This is a genomic window from Pseudomonas sp. GW823-FHT01D03 (assembly GCF_058798255.1).
Map to the genome: position 1 here is coordinate 3711972 of NZ_JBXAKK010000001.1, position 18304 is coordinate 3730275.

Consider the following 18304-nt stretch of genomic DNA (forward strand, 5'->3'; position numbering starts at 1 on the left):
CGCGTGCGTTTATTACTGATTGAGGATGACGTCGCCCTCGGTGAAGGCATTCATCAGGCATTGGGGCGCGAGGGCTACACCGTCGATTGGTTGAAGGATGGCAGCAGCGCGTTGCATGCGCTGCTCAGTGAAACCTTTGACGTTGCCGTACTCGATCTGGGCCTGCCGCGCATGGACGGCCTCGAAGTGCTGCGCCGCCTGCGCGACAACGGCTCGAACCTGCCGGTGCTGATCCTCACCGCGCGCGATGCCACTGAAGACCGCATCGCCGGGCTGGATGCCGGCGCCGACGACTATCTGGTCAAACCGTTCGATCTCGCCGAACTCAAGGCACGCCTGCGCGCCCTGTTGCGTCGCAGTGCCGGCCGCGCCCAGGCGCTGATCGAACACGCCGGGATCAGCCTCAACCCCGGCACCCAGCAGGTCAGCTATCAGGGTAACCCGGTAGCGCTGACGCCCAAGGAATATCAGTTGCTGCATGAATTGCTTTCGCCGCCGGGCCGGGTGATGACCCGCGATCAACTGATCCAGTTGCTTTATGGCTGGAACGAAGAAGCCGAGAGCAACACCCTGGAAGTACACATCCATCACCTGCGCAAAAAATTCTCCACCGACCTGATCCGCACCATTCGCGGTGTGGGCTATCTGGTGGAGGAGCGTCGATGACCTCGATTCGTCGCCGCACGCTGACGCTGATCATCGGCCTGTTGCTCGCTGGTCTTGCGGTGCTCAGCGTGTTCAACGTGCATGACAGCAACCACGAAATCGCTGAAGTCTACGACGCACAACTGGCGCAAAACGCTCGCCTGCTGCAAGGCGTGATGCGCATGCCGATGGCGAGCAAGGATCACTCGCAGTTGTATCAGGCGTTCAATCAGGCGCTCAGCGAAGCCAAGCCACGCGTCGACGGTCATCCTTACGAAAGCAAGATTGCCTTCCAGGTGTGGAACCCGAAAAACGAGGTGCTGGTGCACACCGCCAGTGCTCCGTCGTTCACCGCGCCGCCAACGAAGCCGGGCTTCAGCGATGTGGTCGACTTGAACAACCGTCACTGGCGCGCCTTCATGCTCGAAGACCCGCAGAACGGTCTGCGCATCTGGGTTGGCGAACGCGATGATGTGCGCGCCGATCTGGTTGATCGCATCGTGCGTCACACGCTGTGGCCGAACGTGCTCGGCAGCCTGATACTCGCGGCGATGGTCTGGCTGGCGATCGGTTGGGGACTCAGGCCGCTGGCGAACATGGCAGAAACCCTGCGCGCCCGGCACAGCGGCTCGCTGGAGCCACTGCAACTGACGCCGCTGCCCAGCGAGCTGGAGCCGATGCAAGCGGCGCTCAACCGCATGCTCACGCAGATTCAGGAGGTACTCGGGCGCGAACGGCGCTTTATCGCCGACGCCGCCCACGAGATGCGCACGCCACTGGCGGTGCTGCGGGTGCATGCGCAGAACCTGCTGGAGGCCGGTACCGAACAGGAGCGCCGCGAGTCGTTGCAGTTTCTGATTTCCGGCGTCGACCGCACCAGCCGTCTGGTCAACCAGTTGCTGACCATGGCCCGCCTCGAACCCAAATCCAACCCGCCGCCGTTGCAGCGCATCGACCTCAGCGAAACCGTGCGCAACAGCCTCGTGCAACTGACGCCGTGGCTGTTGAGCAAACACCTGGAACTGGCCTTCGAGGACGGCGAACAACCGTTCCACGTCATGGCCAGCACCGCCGCGATCGACATTGCCTTGAGCAACCTGATCACCAACGCCGCCAACTTCTCGCCGGAGCACGGCGTGATCACGGTCAAACTGAGCCACGCCGAGGGCTGGTGCCTGCTGAGCGTGGAGGATCAGGGTCCGGGGATAGACGAAGCGGATCGGGCGCGTCTGTTCGAACGCTTTTACAGCCGCGGCAACACACAAGGTGCTGGCCTGGGGCTGACCATCGTCAACACCATCGCATTGCGTCTGGGCGGACGGATCACCTTGGTCAACCGGCCCGAGGGTGGCTTGCGCGCCACCTTGTCGATGCCGCTCAGCTCAGTTGTGCAGCAACGCAGCGGCGGATGAGACCACCAGCAGCACGGCCAGAATCCGGTTCAGCCACTGCAACTGCGTCGGATTACTCAGCCAGCGCGCTGCACCGCGACCGAGCAGCGCCCACAGCGCCAGACACGGCAACGACACCAGAAAGAACGCCAGGCACAACGCGTTCAAGCCCTGCCCTTGCGCGGTAAATACGCTGATCACGGCGATCGCCATCATCCACGACTTGGGGTTGACCCATTGCAACAGCGCGGCGCCGAGCAGGCCCAGTTCGGCTTTTTCCTCGCCGGCGGCGGGATCGATGGCGGTGGCCGGCGCCGTGAAAATCTGCCACGCCAACCACAGCATCCAGCCCATCCCCAGCGCACTGATCACCGGGCGCACGCCGGGCAGCATCAGCGTACTGGCACCAGCGCCGGCCACCCACACCAACGAAGCGGCACCCGCCCCCGCACCGAGAATGATCGGCAGGCACGGCCGCCAGCCGCGTCGGGCGCTGGTGCTGAGCACGATCAGGTTGGTCGGCCCCGGGGTGATCGAGGCAACGAAGGCAAAGAGGATGAACGCAAGCATGGCACGGCCCTGTAGAAAGTCAGGGCCTACTGTGATGGCTGAGCAGCGTGGTGGTCTTGAACGTTTGTTCAGCGTCGAAACGTGCCAATGGCGCGTTGCTGATAGGCGCCCGGGGTGATGCCGTAGGCGCGCACGAACCAGCGGCCCAGATGGCTCTGGTCGGCGAAGCCGAGGCGGCTGGCTACGTCCACTGGCTGCATGCCGGCGGCGAGCATCTGCCGGCCACGGCTCAGACGCAGCTGGATCAGCCACGCGTGTGGCGCCAGACCATAGGCAGCCTTGAACGCGCGCGTCAGGCGAAAGCGGTCGGTGCCGCAGACGTCGGCCAGGGTTTGCAGGCTGATGTCCTGCTCGTGGTAGGCCACCAGGTAATCGCGTGCCTGCCGGGCGATCAATGGCGCGCGGTTGGCAGCGGTCGGTTGCGGTCGCCGGTACAGATGAATCGCCAGTCGTTCGAGCAAGGCATCCAGCGCCACATCGCGCACCATGCGCACGTCCTGCTTATGCAGCGCATTGAAGGCAAACAAGGTGGCGCGAGCCAGTTCGGGATCATCGTTGAGCACACTGCCGATCCCCGGCAAGCCGCTGCCGTAACTGCCCAGATGCAAACCGTCCAGCGCTTGCTCCAGCCACGAAGGTTGCAGGTAGAGCATGCGATAGGTGAAGCCATCCGGGCTCGGCGCATCGCCGTCATGGATGTCGCCGGGCTCAAGCATGAAGACCTTGCCCGGCGTGCTGTCGTGCCGCGCGCGGCGGCTGTTGAAACGCTGCACGCCTTGCTCGGTGAAGCCGATCAGGTAGGTTTCGTGCCAGTGCGGATCGTAGGCGTGCGCGTGCCCGGCGAAATGCGCGTGCAGGGTTTCGATGCCGGTTTCCCGGTCGCGGGCAAGGTCGATCCAGTTGCTCATGGCGTGCGTACAGTGGTGGGCTGGGGCCAGTAATCCACAATTGGCGCGTTGAGGCTAGAACGTTTGTGCATTTCAGATCGAGCGCTGATTGACCCGCGCCATCAACTGCTCGGCGCTTTCCTTGCGCTCGGAATAGCGATCCACCAGAAAATCCTGGCGCTCGCGCAGCAGCACGGTGAACTTCACCAGCTCTTCCATCACATCAACCACGCGGTCATAAAACGCTGACGGTTTCATCCGCCCCGCCTCGTCGAATTCCGTGAACGCCTTGGGCACCGAAGACTGATTGGGGATGGTGAACATGCGCATCCAGCGCCCCAGTACGCGCAGTTGATTGACCACGTTGAACGACTGCGAACCGCCGCAGACCTGCATCACCGCGAGGGTTTTGCCCTGAGTCGGACGCACCGCGCCGAGCTCCAGCGGAATCCAGTCGATCTGCGCCTTGAACACCGCCGACATCGCGCCGTGACGTTCCGGCGAACACCAGACCTGACCTTCCGACCACAGCACCAGCTCGCGCAGTTCCTGGACTTTGGGATGGTCGACCGGGGCGTCATCCGGCAACGGCAAACCGGACGGATTGAAGATGCGCGTCTCGGCGCCAAAGTGCTCCAGCAAGCGCGCTGCTTCCTCCACCAGCAGACGGCTGAAGGAGCGTTCGCGGGTCGAGCCGTAGAGCAGCAGGATGCGTGGTTTGTGTTCGTGCGAAGGTGATGTGATCCGGCCTTCGAACAGCGTGTGATCAAGATTGGGCAGATGCTCTGACATACGTCCTCCGGCTCAGAGGGAGCCGATGCGATCCAGTTCGCGCTGAAGCTCAACGCGGCTGAGTGATTTGAAAGGAAGACCGAGGAAGGTTGCGCAGCGGCGCTCGATGATCGCCAGCGTGGTACGGAACGCCGCATCCACTGCGGCCTCGTCACCCGTCACATCGGAGGGATCTTCCAGCCCCCAATGGCATTTGATCGCCGGGCCGAAGTACACCGGGCAGGTTTCGCCCGCTGCCTTGTCGCAGACAGTGATGACGATGTCCGGCGGGTTGCCTTCAAAGGCGTCGTTGCCTTTGCTGTACAAACCGTCGATCGCGATACCGGCCTGTTGCAGCGTCGTCAGGCTGCGTGGCAACACCTGGCCCTTGGGGAAACTGCCGGCGCTCACCGCCTCGAAGCCCTCGCGCGCCAGATGATTGAACATGGCTTCGGAAAGGATGCTGCGGCAACTGTTGGCCGTGCACATGAACAGGACACGCATGGATAGCTCCGGGGATAGTTGAAATTCAGCAGCACGCGGTCTCGCGGGCGGGACGGCCGTCCATGTTGTGCAGGCGACAGGCATTGTCCTTGAGCCAATCGGCATTGGCCGTCGCGGTAATCTTGAGGACCTGGTGAACCCAATCCGGCAGCTCCGGGTTGAGCCGGTAATAGACCCACTGGCCCTGACGGCGATCGAGCAACAACCCATTGCTGCGCAGTTGCGCGAGGTGGCGGCTGATTTTCGGCTGGCTGTCGTCGAGGGCGCACATCAGCTCGCAGACACACAGCTCACCCTGCTCGGCAATCAGCAAGGTGGCGCGGGCACGGGTTTCATCGGCCAGGCTTTTGAACAGTTCGGTGGGGGTGAGCATGGAGGGCGGGCTCGAACATACGGAAAACCGAATATACGGATATCCATATATTATTCAACCCCAGATGCGATCCCTTGTAGGAGTGAGCCTGCTCGCGATAGCGGTGTATCAGGCGACTTCTGCTTCACAGGCATACCGCTATCGCGAGCAGGCTCACTCCTACAAGGGAATTGTGTGGGCAGGATCAGCCGCGTAACAGGCCTTGCCCCGCCTCGCAAAGGCCGACGACATAATCCCAGACCACCCGCAGCCGCACCGATTTGTGCAACTCGCGCCGGGTGCTGATCCAGTAGCTGCGCTCGATGCTGTCATCCGGCAGCAACGCCACCAGATCCGGGTCCGACGCGGCCATGTAGCAAGGCAGCACGGCAATGCCCAATCCCGAGCGCGCCGCTTCCTGCTGGGCGATGACGCTGGTGCTGTGGAACACCACGCGCGGGCTGCGGCAGAAGCTGTTGAGGAACATCAGTTCCTGACTGAACAGCAGGTCATCGACATACCCGATCCATGCATGCCGCCCGAGGTCTTCGCGGCTGCGCAACGGCGGTGCGTTGTCGAGGTAGCGTTGGCTGGCATAGAGCGCCAACCGATAGTCGGTGAGCTTGCGCGTGACCAGCATGTCGGCCGCCGGGCGCTCCAGATGAATGCTGATTTCCGCCTCGCGGTTGAGGATGCTGACGAAGCGCGGCACGGCGACCAGTTCCACTTCCAGCCCCGGATAGCGTTCGAACAGGCCGATCATCCGGCTGGCGAGAAACTTGATGCCCAGCCCTTCAGTGACGCCAACGCGGATCTTGCCCAGCGGTGCGGTGGACTGGGTGATTTCTTCCTGGGCCAGCAGCGCGACGTTCTCCATGGCTTCGGCGTGCTTGAGCAGCGCCTCCCCCGCCGGGGTCATTTCATAGCCTTGGGCGTGCTGGACGAACAGCGCGGTGCCGAGGCTTTTTTCGATGGCCTCGATGTGTCGGGCCACGGTGGCGTGAGTAGTGTTCAAGCGCCGGGCAGCGGTGAGCAGGCGGCCGCTGCGTTGCAACTCCAGAAAGAACCGCAGGTCATTCCAGTCGAACATGGGGTGTCCTTGTCAGCTATGGTCAATCCGGGCTGTTTGAAAACGCACAGCGGCTGCGCAAAAACTAACATTCTTTTAACGAAAGCTAACAACTAGAGTGTCCGACAATAAAAACAAAAAGCGAGGTCAGGGAATGCAGACTTCCCTTGAAGAATACGACTACATCGTGGTCGGCGCCGGCCCTGCCGGGTGCTTGCTGGCCAATCGACTGTCGGCGGATAAACAGCAGCGGGTGTTGCTGCTCGAAGCCGGCGGACGCGACAACTACGCATGGATTCACATCCCCGTGGGTTACCTGTTCTGCATCGGCAACCCGCGCACTGACTGGTGCTTCAAGACCGAAGCGCAGCCCGGCCTGCAAGGCCGCAGCCTGAGCTACCCACGCGGCAAAGTGCTCGGCGGCTGCTCCTCGATCAACGGCATGATCTACATGCGCGGCCAGGCCGGCGACTATGACGGCTGGGCGGCCGAGGGCAATCCGGGCTGGGCCTGGAACGACGTGCTGCCGCTGTTCAAAAAAAGCGAAAACCATTTTGCCGGCGCCGCTGAATTTCATGGTGCCAAGGGTGAATGGCGGGTCGAGCAACAGCGGCTGTCATGGCCGATTCTCGACGCGTTTCGTAGCGCCGCCGAACAGAGCGGCATCGCCAGCATCGACGACTTCAATGAGGGCGACAACGAGGGTTGCGGCTACTTCCAGGTCAACCAGAAAGCCGGGGTGCGCTGGAACGCGGCCAAGGCTTTTCTCAAACCGATTCGCGAGCGGGCCAATCTGACGGTGCTGACCGGGGTGGAAGTGGATCGCGTGCTGCTGGAAAACGGTCGTGCGTCGAAGGTCAGCGCACGTCACGAAGGCCAGGTGAAAAGCTTCAAGGCGCGCAAGGAAATCATCCTCTGCGCCGGTGCCGTCGGCTCGCCGAGCATTCTGCAGCGCTCCGGAATCGGCCCGCGTCCGTTGCTCGAGCGTCTTGGCATCGGGGTGATTCATGAGCTGCCGGGGGTCGGCGGCAACCTGCAGGATCACCTGCAACTGCGCCTGATCTACAAACTGCAGAACGCCCGCACCCTGAATCAGATCGCAGGCAGCGTGTGGGGCAAGATGGGCATGGGCCTGCGTTATCTGTATGACCGCAGCGGGCCGCTGTCGATGGCGCCGAGTCAGCTCGGAGCGTTTGCCCGATCCGGGCCGGAGCAGACTTCGGCGAACCTTGAGTATCACGTGCAGCCGCTGTCGCTGGAGCGTTTTGGCGAGCCGCTGCACAGCTTTCCGGCGTTCACCGCGTCGGTGTGTGATCTGCGTCCGCAGAGCCGTGGCCGCATCGACATTCGTTCGGCAGACCCGCAGGAAGCACCGCTGATTCAACCCAATTACCTCAGCCACCCCGAAGACCTGCGCGTGGCCGCCGACGCCATTCGCCTGACCCGCCGCATCGTCAGCGCCCCGGCCCTGCAAGCGTTCAAACCGGTCGAGTATTTGCCCGGCGACAGCCTGCAAAGCGAAGAACAACTGCATGAAGCAGCGGCGCGAATCGGCACGACGATTTTCCATCCGGTCGGCACCTGCCGCATGGGCAATGACGCTGAAGCGGTGGTCGATGCGCAACTGCGCGTGCATGGCGTGCCCGGCCTGCGCATCGCCGACGCCTCGATCATGCCGCGCATCACCTCGGGCAACACCTGTTCGCCTACGCTGATGATTGCCGAGAAAGCGGCGCAGCTGATCCTCAACCCAACCGCTCCGAACTCAACCCTTGTAGGAGTGAGCCTGCTCGCGATGACGGAATAAAATTCAACATTTTCGTTGGCTGATACACCGCCATCGCGAGCAGGCTCACTCCTACAGGAACTGCGTCAATTCAAGACTCACCCGGACACGCAACACCAGTGGAACAACAAAAACAATCACTGTGAGGGATACCGATATGTCAGAACACGTTCAGCCGCTGGACGCCGTGCGCAGCGCGGAGACCAGCCCGGATACACGCAAAGTCATCTTCGCCTCGTCCCTGGGGACGGTGTTCGAGTGGTATGACTTTTTCCTCTACGGCGCACTCGCGGCGGTGATCAGCAAGCAGTTTTTCGCCGGGGTCAACGACACCACGGCGTTCATCTTCGCGCTGATGGCCTTCGCCGCCGGGTTTATCGTGCGGCCGTTCGGGGCGCTGGTGTTCGGTCGGTTGGGGGACATGATCGGGCGCAAATACACCTTCCTCGCGACCATCATCCTGATGGGCGTCGCCACGTTCTGCGTCGGCCTGTTGCCGACCTACGCCAGCATCGGCATCGCCGCGCCGATCATTCTGGTGGTGCTGCGCATGCTTCAGGGCCTGGCGCTGGGCGGTGAATACGGCGGCGCCGCGACCTATGTGGCGGAACACGCGCCAATCGGCAAACGCGGTTTCCACACCAGCTGGATTCAGTCCACCGCCACCCTCGGCTTGCTGCTATCGCTGTTGGTGGTGCTCGGTTGCCGCTACTTCACCGGCGATCAGTTTGAAGTCTGGGGCTGGCGTATTCCGTTCCTGCTGTCGATCGTGCTGCTGGGCATTTCCACCTGGATCCGCCTGAGCCTGCACGAGTCGCCGGCGTATCTGAAAATGAAAGAGGAAGGCAAAACGTCCAAGGCGCCGATCCGCGAATCCTTCGGCAAATGGGAGAACCTCAAGGTCGTGCTGATCGCGCTGTTCAGCATCAACGCCGGGCAAGCGGTGACCTTTTACGCTGCGCAGTTCTATGTGCTGTTCTTCCTCACCCAGTTCCTGAAAATGGACCCGGCGGTGGCCAACAGCCTGCTGATCATCAGCGTGGTGATCGGCGCGCCGTTCTTCATCATTTTCGGCTGGCTGTCGGACAAGGTCGGACGCAAACCGGTGCTGATGCTCGGGCTGCTGCTGGCGACCGCGCTGTACTTCCCGATCTTCAAATCCCTGGCGCATTACGCCAACCCGGCAATCGATCAGGCCAGCCGCCAGGCGCCGATCACCGTATTGGCCGATCCGGCCACCTGCACCTTCCAGTTCGACCCGGTGGGCAAGGCCAAATTCGACAGCCCGTGCGACAAGGTCAAGACCTTCCTGGTCAAGCAAGGCCTGCCCTACACCAGCGTCGCCGCCCCGGCCGGCAGCGGCGTGCAGGTGAGCATCGGCGACGTGAAAATCGACGGCTATGACGAATCTGCCCTGCGCGGCGCGGTGACCCTCGCCGGCTACCCGCAACAGGCCGACCTGCAGCAGATCAACAAACCGATGATCGTCGCCCTGATTGTCGCACTGATCATCATCTCGGCCATGTGCTACGGCCCGCTGGCGGCGCTGATGGTCGAACTGTTCCCGACGCGCATCCGCTACACCTCGATGTCCCTGCCGTATCACATCGGCAACGGCTGGTTCGGCGGTTTCCTGCCAACGGTGTCGTTCGCGCTGGTGGTGTACACCGGGGATATTTTCTATGGGCTGTGGTACCCGGTGCTGATTACCGGGGTCAGCCTGGTGGTGGGGATGATTTGTCTGCGTGAGACGAAGAACATCGATCTCGATAAGAACTGAATCTGAAACATGATCCTTTGGTAAAAAAACCTGTGGCGAGGGGATTTATCCCCGATGGGGTGCGTAGCGCCCCCCGTGAAAAAGGGGACTACTACGTAGTCCATCGGGGATGAATCCCCTCGCCACAATTAAATCTCTTCCTCCAGTAACTAAGCGTCAGCCTTGATCACCTCAAACTTCACCTGATCCGGATAAAACGCCACGTAGTCACGAATCGGCGCGACCGAGACTTTCGGATTTTCGTAAGTCCACACCGCATTCGCCCCCTCATGCCCCGGCACTTGCAAGCTGAAGTAATTGGCATCGCCCTTGTACGGGCAGTAACTGGTGTGGTCGGTGCGGGCGAAGTATTTCTCGTCGATGTCTTCGCGGGGCACGTAGTACACCGGCGGGTAGTTGGCTTCATGGAGAACCAGCACGTGAGAGGACGCCGCGACCTGGATGCCGTGGAATTTCACCAGCAGGCAACCGGGGAGTTCTTCGAGGGTGATGACGGGATTGAGGCCGGTGGTGCTCATGGGGGGTTCTCCAGGGACAAATGAACTGTGGCGAGGGAGCTTGTCGAATCGTCGCACCGTCCCGCTGGGCTGCGTAGCAGCCCTAAATCCAGGAATCGCGTGTGTCAGGTATAACGCGATTTCCGAGTTAGCGACGGCTTCGCCGCCGAGCGGGACGGTGCGACGATTCGACAAGCTCCCTCGCCACAGGACGATAGTTGCCCTGAATCGGTGTCAGTCAGGATCAGCTCAAACCACGATATCCGTCGCCAGCGCCTGCCCCACCACACCTACGGCAAAGTCCACCGCACCCTGCCCCGTCAGATCAATCAGCAGCCCGGTCTGACCACTCTGCGCGTAATACGTCAGGATTGCATCGCCCGCATGGCCGGTGAAACTGCTGACGAAGTTCAGCGTGGCCGCACCCGTGGCGAAACCGGCGATGCCCGAGAGGTCGATCTTGTCCAGGCCGCTTTTGAAATCCATGATCCAGTCCGGCTGGTTGTTGGTCGAGTCGCTGGCCGCACCGAACACGAAGGTGTCTGCGCCCTCGCCGCCCCACAGCACATCCGCGCCGCCACCGCCGTAAAGGATGTCGTTGCCAGCTCCGCCGAACAGATGGTTGACGGCCGAGTTGCCGATCAGCAGGTCATTGCCTGAACCGCCAACCGCGTTCTCCACGGTCACGCCATAGGCAATCGACACGTTGCCGACCAGACCGCCAACGTCGGAGAACGAACCTTCATTGAGGTTGATCTTCTGATTCTGGGTGAAACCGGAGAAGTTCAGCGTATCGTTACCGCCACCGTCCCACACTGAGAACACAACTTTCGACGCCGCCGATGTCGCGCTGTAGAAATCGCGGCCGGCGTTGGAGCCGAAACCGTAGGTGGTGTCATCGGCGCGGGTTGCATAGTTGGCGCCGTAGAGTTTCTGCACCGCGACGATATCGTCGAGCAACGGTGCCGAGGCGTAAGCGCCGCTGCCGTCCTTGCTGAAGTTCTGGTCGGTGTTGGCTTCGCTCCAGTAGCTCATCAGGCTGTAGCCACGGGTGTCTTCGGCGTACTTGGCGTCGTTGTAGGTCGGGTTGCCGTTGCCCGCGTTGTAGGCGCCCGGGTGCGACAGGCCGAGGGTGTGGCCGATTTCGTGAGTCAGGGTCTGACGCCCGTAGTTGTTGGTGTCCGGGGTCTTGTTGACCTGATATTGATTGTTGATCAGGTACCACGACTGACCGTCATAGCTGCCGCCGCTCGGCAGGTAGGCGAACGCTGCGCCGCCGGTGCTGACGTCGTAGTTGCCGAAGGTCATGTGGCCGTCGCCGCCCTTGCCCTCGGTGAAGGTCACCTTGGCCACGTCAGCCCAGGATTGCATGGCCAGCACGGCTTGAGCCTTCTGCTGCGCGCTGAACTGGCTGAAGTTGCCGAGGTTGGGGTTGTAGTTCGCCGGTTTCTCGGTGAGGAAGGTGTAGGTCAGGGAAATTTTGCCGTCGCCGTTCTTGTCGTGCCACGACAGGTTTTTGCGCAGGATTTCGTCGGCTGCCTGATCGGCGGTGAACGACGGTTTGCCGTTGACCAGGCCGACGCCACGGTCGTACAAGTGGCTGAAGGCGTTCACTTCGTCATAGGCGCTGCTGGATTTTGCATTGGCTTGAGCCATGGTGGGACTTCCTTGTTTCAGAGTTGGCAGTACGCGTCGAGCACGGCGATCCACTAGCGAGATCGTCCGGTCACTCGCGTTTCTAAGAAGCCCGGTGAACCTGACACGGGCGTCAACTGGCCTGCCAATCGATTTCTCGATAGCCGCTCGCGACGTCCCGGTAATGCCGGTCATCCCCGGCAACGTTTTGATCTGTATATCCATACAGATAAAAGTTGCTCCGGGCGCCAACTGCGGCCATTCTGTGCGCCTCCAGTGAACTGAACGACGACGGTGGTTATGCGGCTGTACCTCTGTGAAAAACCTTCCCAGGCCAAAGACATTGCGGCCGTGCTCGGCGCAAAGCGTCGGGGCGACGGCTGCTGGCTGGGAACGGACGTCACAGTGACCTGGTGCATTGGCCACCTGCTGGAAACCGCGCCGCCGGATGCCTACGACGCCCGCTACAAGCGCTGGGTGCTGGCGGATCTGCCGATCATCCCCGACAAATGGAAAATGACCGTCAAGCCGCGCACCGCCAGCCAGTACAAAGCGGTCAAGCGCCTGCTGGGCGAGGCCAGCGAACTGATCATCGCCACCGACGCCGACCGTGAGGGCGAAATGATCGCCCGGGAACTGGTCGAGCACTGCCGCTATCGCGGGCCGATCCGTCGCTTGTGGCTGTCGGCGCTGGACGAAGCGTCGATTCGCAAGGCTCTGGCCGCGCTGAAGCCGGGGGCGGAAACCTTCAGCCTGTATCACTCGGCGCTGGGGCGCTCGCGGGCGGACTGGCTGATCGGCATGAACATGAGTCGCCTGTTTACGCTATTGGGCCGGCAGTCCGGTTATCAGGGCGTCCTGCCGGTTGGCCGGGTGCAGACGCCGACACTGCGGCTGGTGGTGGATCGCGACCGCAGCATCGCCGATTTCGTGCCGGTGCCGTACTGGGCGATCGATGTGCAACTGCTGCACGACGGCACGCCGTTCACCGCGCAATGGCGTGCACCCTCCGACGTTTGCGACGATCAGGATCGCTGCCTGAATCAGGCGCTGGCCCAGCAGGCAGCCGCCGCTCTGGACAGCGCCGCCAGTGCGCGGGTGGTCAAACTGCGCACTGAACGCATGCGTGAAGTGGCACCGCTGCCATTCGATCTGGGCACCCTGCAGGAGGTCTGCTCGAAGAAACTCGGTCTCGGCGCCCAGGAAACTCTCGACATCGCCCAGGCCCTTTACGAAACCTACAAGGTCATCACCTACCCGCGCAGCGATTGCGGCTTCCTGCCGCTGAGCCAGCACAGCGAAGCCCCGGGAATACTCGCAGCACTGCGTCAGGCCGACCCCAACCTCGACGCGCTGAACGGTCACCTCGACCCGCAGCGCCGCTCACGGGCGTGGAACGACGCCAAGGTCAGCGCCCACCACGGCATCATCCCCACGGCGGCAGCAAAAAATCTCGAGCGTCTGAGCGGCAAGCACCGGGCGGTCTACACCCTGATTCGCGCGCGTTATCTGGCGCAGTTTCTGCCCAACCACGAATACGATCGCACCCAGGCCGATTTCGATTGCGCCGGCGAAGCGTTGCGTGCCGTCGGCAAGCAGATCATCGAACCGGGCTGGAAGCGCGCCTTGCCCGAAGCCCTCGCCCCGGCCAAGGGCCGTGAAGCGCCAGCACCGCAAACCCTCCCGGTGCTGAGCCAGGGTATTGATTGCACCGTGGCCGCTGTGAACCTCAAGGATCTGTGGACCCAGCCGCCGAAGCCCTACACCGAGGGCGATCTGATCAAGGCGATGAAGAACGTCGCCAAACTGGTGGAAGATCCGCTGCTCAAACAGAAGCTCAAGGACACCACCGGCATCGGCACCGAAGCGACACGCGCCTCGATCATTCAGGGCCTGCTTGATCGTGGTTATCTGGTGAAAAACGGCAAGGCGCTGGCCGCGACGCCGGCGGCCTTCAGCCTGATCGACGCCGTACCCCGGGCGATTGCCGACCCCGGCACCACCGCCATCTGGGAACAGGCGCTGGACATGGTGCAGAGCGGCGAGATGAGCCTGGAAGAGTTCGTCACCAAACAGGCGGCGTGGATGAGCAAGCAGGTCACCCGCTGTTCGGCGCTGAGCCTGACCATCAGCGGCCCGCCACCGGCCGGCAAGGCTGCGGCGCCGTGGAAGAAGAAACGCAAATCGACCCGAAGCAAAACTTCTGGCACCACACAACGCAAAACAAAATAGGCTTTTGTGGCGAGGGAGCTTGCTCCCGCTCGGCTGCGTAGCAGTCGCAAAACCTGCAACTATGGTCCATCTGAAACATCGCGATTGCAGGTTTTAGGGCCGCTTCGCGCCCCAGCGGGAGCAAGCTCCCTCGCCACAGGGTTCTTAAGTCTCCCTTTTGGAGTTCATTGACCATGCCCACCATCGAACTGCACCCCGCCCACCGCGACGAACTGCAAACCATCGAAAACCTCATGCAGTTCTACATGTACGACTTCAGCCAATGGCTACCACTGAAACTCGGCGAACATGGCTTCTTCAGCATTCAGCAGAAAGACGATTACTGGCGCAATCCCGCTACCCAACCGTTCCTGATCCGCGTCGACGGTGAACTGGCCGGCTTCGTGACCGTGGATGACGACACCCACACTGAAGGCGCGCAACACAACATCGGCTACTTCTTCCTCACTCGGCGCTTTCGTGGCAAAGGCGTCGCGCAGTTTGTCATCTCTGCCCTCTTGAGCCGTCTGCCCGGTCAATGGCAGATTTTCCACATCGACGCCAACCTGCCTGCGCAGCGCTTCTGGGCCAGGTTGATCCCGCAATTAAGCGGTGGTGAGTTCACTCGCCAGCAGCGCTCGGTAGACGGCTACCCCTGCACCTTCTACGTCTTGCGCGCCCCCACATCCGTTGCCTGAACGGATCTTTTCTCATTCCAAAACCGCTTTGTCCGACAATATGTAGTGAACAAAAATAATCACTACAAAACCGTTGACGGCACCGTTTTGCTTTTGCATGATGAAGACGTTCCCCGATCGGGAACATCGGTAACACGCTTGAGCAAACTCGTCTGACCGCCGAGTTGTTTTTTCCGGATACACGCTGCCCACAAGGCAGATTGAAGAAGCTGACCTGGCCTGAACGTCCAGTACAAGGACGAGAAGCGCTGGCGAAAATTCTCAAGACGCTTGTGGTCGACCCTGAAAACGTCGTCAAGGAGCCTCCCGGTTTTCGCTGCTTCTCCTCGTTGTGACGCTATTGCGTAGCAGTTATTCAACACGACTACATGCAACAGACGCATGACCCCGTACTTCACACGGGCGACCGCTGACGTCCTGGTTTCGGTGCCAGGGATCAACTAACCGATGGGCTACCTGTATTAGCGAATCAACTTTGAAAGATCACCAGACTGGTCAAGGGGCAAACATCATGAATCTGAACAATCAACCTACTATCGAAGAACTGGCTCGTATGTTCGCTGCGCAAAAAGACAGCCACGACAGCCACATTCTCTGGATCAGCAAGTCGGGTCAGGTGCATATCGACTGCCTGTCGCCCCACGCTGGTGAAGAAGAATTCGACCGCAGCAACCAGAACCTGCTGGCCCGCCTGAAGATGTACCGCCGCGGCCACGGTTATGTCGGCAAGAAAGCTGCGGCCGATAAAGACTTCATCGGCAATGTGCTGCAGACGCTGAAGCAGGCGTGGGATTCGATGCAGAACAAGAATGAAGTTCGGGTGATTGACCGGTTCTGCTGATTTACAACTTCAATAAATAAAAGGGCCTGCTTCCAACAGAAGCAGGCCCTTTTTATTTATCAGACATACAACAACCTCTGTAGGAGTGAGCCTGCTCGCGATAGCGGTAGATCAGACACTTCAGTATTGAATGGACTACCGTTATCGCGAGCAGGCGTGGGATTCGATGCAGAACAAGAATGAAGTTCCACCGCCGCCGCACTGTGGTAATTATTCCGGCGCCGCAACAATGCCGCCCCACGCTGCGGGGCTTCGTTCTCGACCCGCAGTCGGCGCAACGCCCGGTCTTCGCTGGCAATCGCCTCGGGCAACATCGTCGCCATCGGCGAGTGCCGCACCACCTCCAGCAACGTACTCACCGAGTTCACCTCGATCCGCACCTGCGGCGTGATCCCCTGCTGACGGAAATATTCATCGATCGATAACCGCGTGATGAAATCCGGTGCCAGCAAGGCGAAATCCAGTTGCGCAAGATCACTCGATGTCAGCACCGCGCTGCTGTCGTACAGCGGATGCTCGCGCCCGACCATGATCCCCAGGGTTTCGGTAAACGCCGGGATGCACTCGATGTCCGGGTGGCGCACCGGAGTAAAGGCAATCGCGATATCCAGCGAATCGTCCGCCAGCCCCGCCTCGATGTCGTCCATCGACAGCTCGAAAATCTGCAGATGGATCCCCGGGTAGCGCGCCGCAAAATCACGCACCAACGGCCCGACCAGATAGGCCATGAAGGTCGGCGTCATGGCCAGGCGCAGGCTGCCACGGGACAGATCCTTCACGTCATGCAACGCCCGCTTGCCCGCCTCCAGCTCCACCAGCACGCGCCGCGCGCATTCGATGTAGGCCTCGCCGGCATCGGTGGGTTTAACGGTGCGCGAGGTGCGGTCGAACAGGTTCACCCCTAGGGATTCTTCCAGCTGGCGGATCTGTTGCGACAGGGTCGGCTGTGACACGTGCAACGCCTCCGCTGCCCGGGTGAAGCCGCCGTGATCGGCCACGGCCAGCAGATATCGCAAATGTCGCAGCAACATGGGATTCACCATCTATAGGCAGGACTTATGCGAAGCATTGTATATCGGTCTTGGACGCTATGGATCAATCGGCAGAAGATGACTCCCACACAGCAAGCCAACCTTGAAAGGAGTGACACCATGCAACAGTCCCACGCCTACAACGATGCCAGCCTGGCCCTGACCACGCGCATTCTCGACATCAAGGCCCGCAAGAATTTGTCCTGGCAGGATCTCGCCGATGGCACCGGCCTGAGCCTGGCCTACGTCACCGCGGCCCTGCTCGGCCAGCACCCGTTGCCGCAAGACGCCGCGCAAGTGGTCGGCGACAAGCTTGAGCTGGACGCCGACGCCATCGCCGCCCTGCAGATCATCCCGCTGCGCGGCAGCCTCAGCGGTGTGCCGACCGACCCGACCATCTACCGCTTCCACGAGATGATCCAGATCTACGGCACCACCCTCAAAGCCCTAGTTCATGAGCAGTTCGGCGACGGCATCATCAGCGCCATCAACTTCAAACTCGACATCAAGAAAGTCGAAGACCCGGAAGGCGGCTCCCGCGCCGTGGTCACCCTCGACGGCAAGTTCCTGCCGCTGCGTCCGTTCTGATCCACCCCGGCCCGCACCCCGCGTGCGGGCCCATCCAAACTGAATTGCCAAGTCGTCACCACATCTGCCTGGAGGCTGCCCCATGCACAAAATTCTGTTGACCCTGGCCCTGCTCGCCGGCCTTGCCGCCCAGGCCCAGGCTGATGAAGAGGCCATTGCCTACCGCTACGGCATGACTCTGGATATTGCTGAAATCGTGAACATCACCCCGGTCGCCGACGTCTGCGGCGTTGTACCGGTCGAGATGACCTACCTCGACAGCCACGGCGCAAAACACATTCTTCAATACAGCGAATTCGGCACCGGCTGTTCGAACTGAGAGGACAACACCATGAAAAACCTGATCGAAGGCTTCCTGAAGTTCCAGAACGAGGCGTTCCCGCAACGCACCGAGCTGTTCAAGCACTTGGCGACCACTCAAACCCCGGGCACCTTGTTTATCACCTGTTCCGACAGCCGCGTGGTGCCGGAACTGCTGACCCAGCAAGAACCCGGCGAGCTGTTCGTGATCCGTAACGCAGGCAATATCGTGCCGTCCTACAGCCCGCATCTGGGCGGGGTGTCGGCAACGGTGGAATACGCGGTGGCGGTGCTTGGAGTGACTGACATCGTGATCTGCGGCCATTCGGATTGCGGCGCGATGACCGCGATTGCCCAGTGCAAATGCATGGATCACCTGCCTGCCGTCAGCGGCTGGCTGCAACATGCCGAGTCGGCAAAAGTGGTTAACGAAGCGCGACAGCATGCCAATGACGCGGCGAAGTTGAGTTCGATGGTGCGGGAAAATGTGATCGCGCAACTGGCGAACATTCAGACCCACCCGAGCGTGCGCCTGGCCCAGGAGAAAGGCCTGCTGAACCTGCATGGCTGGGTGTATGACATCGAGACCGGCTCGATCAATGCGCTGGCGGCGGATCGCCAGACGTTTGTGCCGCTGGCCGAGCAGCCGGCGACGTGCGCCATTCAGGCAAACACCAGTGCAGCCGCCTGAAGGAGAACAGTGCAACCCTGTGGCGAGGGAGCTTGCTCCCGCTGGGGCGCGCAGCGG

General features: G+C 61.3%; 19 protein-coding genes. 10 read left to right on the top strand and 9 right to left on the bottom strand.

Going from position 1 to position 18304, the window contains the following annotated elements; translation table 11 throughout:
• Positions 1-3: 3 nt before the first annotated feature.
• Together AC1RBR_RS16065 and AC1RBR_RS16070 are read left to right on the top strand one after the other, a co-directional pair.
• A complete protein-coding gene (locus AC1RBR_RS16065) occupies positions 4-666 on the top strand; it encodes a response regulator (protein ID WP_492565487.1) in 663 nt (220 codons plus the stop codon).
• The gene (locus tag AC1RBR_RS16070; RefSeq protein ID WP_492565488.1) at positions 663-2057 is read left to right on the top strand and encodes a sensor histidine kinase; all 1395 of its coding nucleotides are present in this window, start codon (positions 663-665) and stop codon (positions 2055-2057) included. Before AC1RBR_RS16065 ends, AC1RBR_RS16070 begins: the two co-directional genes overlap by 4 nt.
• Here the strand turns inward: AC1RBR_RS16070 and AC1RBR_RS16075 are convergent.
• The 6 genes from AC1RBR_RS16075 to AC1RBR_RS16100 all read right to left on the bottom strand — a co-directional run bounded on the left by AC1RBR_RS16075 (position 2028) and on the right by AC1RBR_RS16100 (position 6210).
• Complete coding sequence (locus tag AC1RBR_RS16075; RefSeq protein ID WP_492565490.1) at positions 2028-2606, bottom strand: LysE family translocator; 579 nt, start codon at positions 2604-2606, stop codon at positions 2028-2030. The genes AC1RBR_RS16070 and AC1RBR_RS16075 overlap by 30 nt on opposite strands.
• Before the next feature lie 68 nt (positions 2607-2674).
• On the bottom strand, positions 2675-3514 hold the full coding sequence (locus tag AC1RBR_RS16080; protein ID WP_492565491.1) for a helix-turn-helix domain-containing protein: 840 nt from the start codon (positions 3512-3514) through the stop codon (positions 2675-2677).
• Positions 3515-3586: 72 nt separating this feature from the next.
• Complete coding sequence (gene arsH, locus AC1RBR_RS16085; protein ID WP_007966871.1) at positions 3587-4285, bottom strand: arsenical resistance protein ArsH; 699 nt, start codon at positions 4283-4285, stop codon at positions 3587-3589.
• 12 nt (positions 4286-4297) lie between these two features.
• Positions 4298-4768, bottom strand: a complete 471-nt coding sequence (locus tag AC1RBR_RS16090; protein WP_492565493.1) for an arsenate reductase ArsC — start codon at positions 4766-4768, stop codon at positions 4298-4300.
• 25 nt (positions 4769-4793) lie between these two features.
• Positions 4794-5141, bottom strand: a complete 348-nt coding sequence (locus AC1RBR_RS16095; protein WP_492565494.1) for a metalloregulator ArsR/SmtB family transcription factor — start codon at positions 5139-5141, stop codon at positions 4794-4796.
• Between the two features lie 184 nt (positions 5142-5325).
• Positions 5326-6210, bottom strand: coding sequence for a LysR family transcriptional regulator (locus AC1RBR_RS16100; RefSeq protein WP_492565495.1), 885 nt, complete (start codon positions 6208-6210; stop codon positions 5326-5328).
• Between the two features lie 133 nt (positions 6211-6343).
• Between AC1RBR_RS16100 and AC1RBR_RS16105 the strand changes: the two genes are divergently transcribed.
• Together AC1RBR_RS16105 and AC1RBR_RS16110 are read left to right on the top strand one after the other, a co-directional pair.
• Positions 6344-7996: a GMC family oxidoreductase gene (locus AC1RBR_RS16105; RefSeq protein WP_492565497.1), complete on the top strand. Its 1653-nt coding sequence runs from the start codon at positions 6344-6346 to the stop codon at positions 7994-7996.
• A gap of 136 nt (positions 7997-8132) precedes the next feature.
• Positions 8133-9755: an MFS transporter gene (locus tag AC1RBR_RS16110; RefSeq protein ID WP_492565499.1), complete on the top strand. Its 1623-nt coding sequence runs from the start codon at positions 8133-8135 to the stop codon at positions 9753-9755.
• 149 nt (positions 9756-9904) lie between these two features.
• On the opposite strand, the gene AC1RBR_RS16115 is transcribed toward AC1RBR_RS16110, so the two are convergent.
• Both AC1RBR_RS16115 and AC1RBR_RS16120 read right to left on the bottom strand, forming a co-directional pair.
• A complete protein-coding gene (locus AC1RBR_RS16115) occupies positions 9905-10273 on the bottom strand; it encodes a DUF427 domain-containing protein (protein ID WP_103368892.1) in 369 nt (122 codons plus the stop codon).
• Positions 10274-10501: 228 nt separating this feature from the next.
• Positions 10502-11908, bottom strand: a complete 1407-nt coding sequence (locus tag AC1RBR_RS16120) for a serralysin family metalloprotease (RefSeq protein ID WP_492565501.1) — start codon at positions 11906-11908, stop codon at positions 10502-10504.
• Positions 11909-12187: 279 nt separating this feature from the next.
• Between AC1RBR_RS16120 and AC1RBR_RS16125 the strand changes: the two genes are divergently transcribed.
• The 3 genes from AC1RBR_RS16125 (at position 12188) to AC1RBR_RS16135 (ending at position 15637) form a co-directional block, all read left to right on the top strand.
• Positions 12188-14119, top strand: coding sequence for a DNA topoisomerase III (locus tag AC1RBR_RS16125; RefSeq protein WP_492565502.1), 1932 nt, complete (start codon positions 12188-12190; stop codon positions 14117-14119).
• Positions 14120-14292: 173 nt separating this feature from the next.
• A complete protein-coding gene (locus tag AC1RBR_RS16130) occupies positions 14293-14796 on the top strand; it encodes a GNAT family N-acetyltransferase (protein WP_443535249.1) in 504 nt (167 codons plus the stop codon).
• A 511-nt stretch (positions 14797-15307) separates the two neighbouring features.
• Positions 15308-15637 (top strand): hypothetical protein, encoded by a 330-nt coding sequence (locus AC1RBR_RS16135; protein WP_041073389.1) that lies wholly within the window; start codon positions 15308-15310, stop codon positions 15635-15637.
• A gap of 59 nt (positions 15638-15696) precedes the next feature.
• Here AC1RBR_RS16135 and cynR read toward each other — a convergent pair whose 3' ends face one another.
• Complete coding sequence (gene cynR, locus AC1RBR_RS16140) at positions 15697-16668, bottom strand: transcriptional regulator CynR (RefSeq protein WP_492565505.1); 972 nt, start codon at positions 16666-16668, stop codon at positions 15697-15699.
• 120 nt (positions 16669-16788) lie between these two features.
• Here cynR and cynS point away from each other — a divergent pair, with 120 nt between their 5' ends.
• The 3 genes from cynS (at position 16789) to AC1RBR_RS16155 (ending at position 18247) form a co-directional block, all read left to right on the top strand.
• The gene (cynS, locus tag AC1RBR_RS16145; RefSeq protein WP_007966850.1) at positions 16789-17256 is read left to right on the top strand and encodes a cyanase; all 468 of its coding nucleotides are present in this window, start codon (positions 16789-16791) and stop codon (positions 17254-17256) included.
• 82 nt (positions 17257-17338) lie between these two features.
• Positions 17339-17575 (top strand): DUF2790 domain-containing protein, encoded by a 237-nt coding sequence (locus AC1RBR_RS16150; protein WP_492565507.1) that lies wholly within the window; start codon positions 17339-17341, stop codon positions 17573-17575.
• 12 nt (positions 17576-17587) lie between these two features.
• On the top strand, positions 17588-18247 hold the full coding sequence (locus AC1RBR_RS16155) for a carbonic anhydrase (protein WP_492565509.1): 660 nt from the start codon (positions 17588-17590) through the stop codon (positions 18245-18247).
• Positions 18248-18304: the final 57 nt, after the last annotated feature.

Coding starts and splice junctions, on each gene's coding strand:
- AC1RBR_RS16110 (WP_492565499.1), top strand. CDS start 8,133: ATGTCAGAACACGTTCAGCCGCTGGACGCCGTGCGCAGCGCGGAGACC.
- AC1RBR_RS16150 (WP_492565507.1), top strand. CDS start 17,339: ATGCACAAAATTCTGTTGACCCTGGCCCTGCTCGCCGGCCTTGCCGCC.
- AC1RBR_RS16070 (WP_492565488.1), top strand. CDS start 663: ATGACCTCGATTCGTCGCCGCACGCTGACGCTGATCATCGGCCTGTTG.
- AC1RBR_RS16105 (WP_492565497.1), top strand. CDS start 6,344: ATGCAGACTTCCCTTGAAGAATACGACTACATCGTGGTCGGCGCCGGC.
- AC1RBR_RS16090 (WP_492565493.1), bottom strand. CDS start 4,768: ATGCGTGTCCTGTTCATGTGCACGGCCAACAGTTGCCGCAGCATCCTT.
- arsH (WP_007966871.1), bottom strand. CDS start 4,285: ATGTCAGAGCATCTGCCCAATCTTGATCACACGCTGTTCGAAGGCCGG.
- AC1RBR_RS16100 (WP_492565495.1), bottom strand. CDS start 6,210: ATGTTCGACTGGAATGACCTGCGGTTCTTTCTGGAGTTGCAACGCAGC.
- cynS (WP_007966850.1), top strand. CDS start 16,789: ATGCAACAGTCCCACGCCTACAACGATGCCAGCCTGGCCCTGACCACG.
- AC1RBR_RS16155 (WP_492565509.1), top strand. CDS start 17,588: ATGAAAAACCTGATCGAAGGCTTCCTGAAGTTCCAGAACGAGGCGTTC.
- AC1RBR_RS16095 (WP_492565494.1), bottom strand. CDS start 5,141: ATGCTCACCCCCACCGAACTGTTCAAAAGCCTGGCCGATGAAACCCGT.
- AC1RBR_RS16130 (WP_443535249.1), top strand. CDS start 14,293: ATGCCCACCATCGAACTGCACCCCGCCCACCGCGACGAACTGCAAACC.
- AC1RBR_RS16120 (WP_492565501.1), bottom strand. CDS start 11,908: ATGGCTCAAGCCAATGCAAAATCCAGCAGCGCCTATGACGAAGTGAAC.
- AC1RBR_RS16080 (WP_492565491.1), bottom strand. CDS start 3,514: ATGAGCAACTGGATCGACCTTGCCCGCGACCGGGAAACCGGCATCGAA.
- AC1RBR_RS16115 (WP_103368892.1), bottom strand. CDS start 10,273: ATGAGCACCACCGGCCTCAATCCCGTCATCACCCTCGAAGAACTCCCC.
- AC1RBR_RS16125 (WP_492565502.1), top strand. CDS start 12,188: ATGCGGCTGTACCTCTGTGAAAAACCTTCCCAGGCCAAAGACATTGCG.
- cynR (WP_492565505.1), bottom strand. CDS start 16,668: ATGTTGCTGCGACATTTGCGATATCTGCTGGCCGTGGCCGATCACGGC.
- AC1RBR_RS16075 (WP_492565490.1), bottom strand. CDS start 2,606: ATGCTTGCGTTCATCCTCTTTGCCTTCGTTGCCTCGATCACCCCGGGG.
- AC1RBR_RS16135 (WP_041073389.1), top strand. CDS start 15,308: ATGAATCTGAACAATCAACCTACTATCGAAGAACTGGCTCGTATGTTC.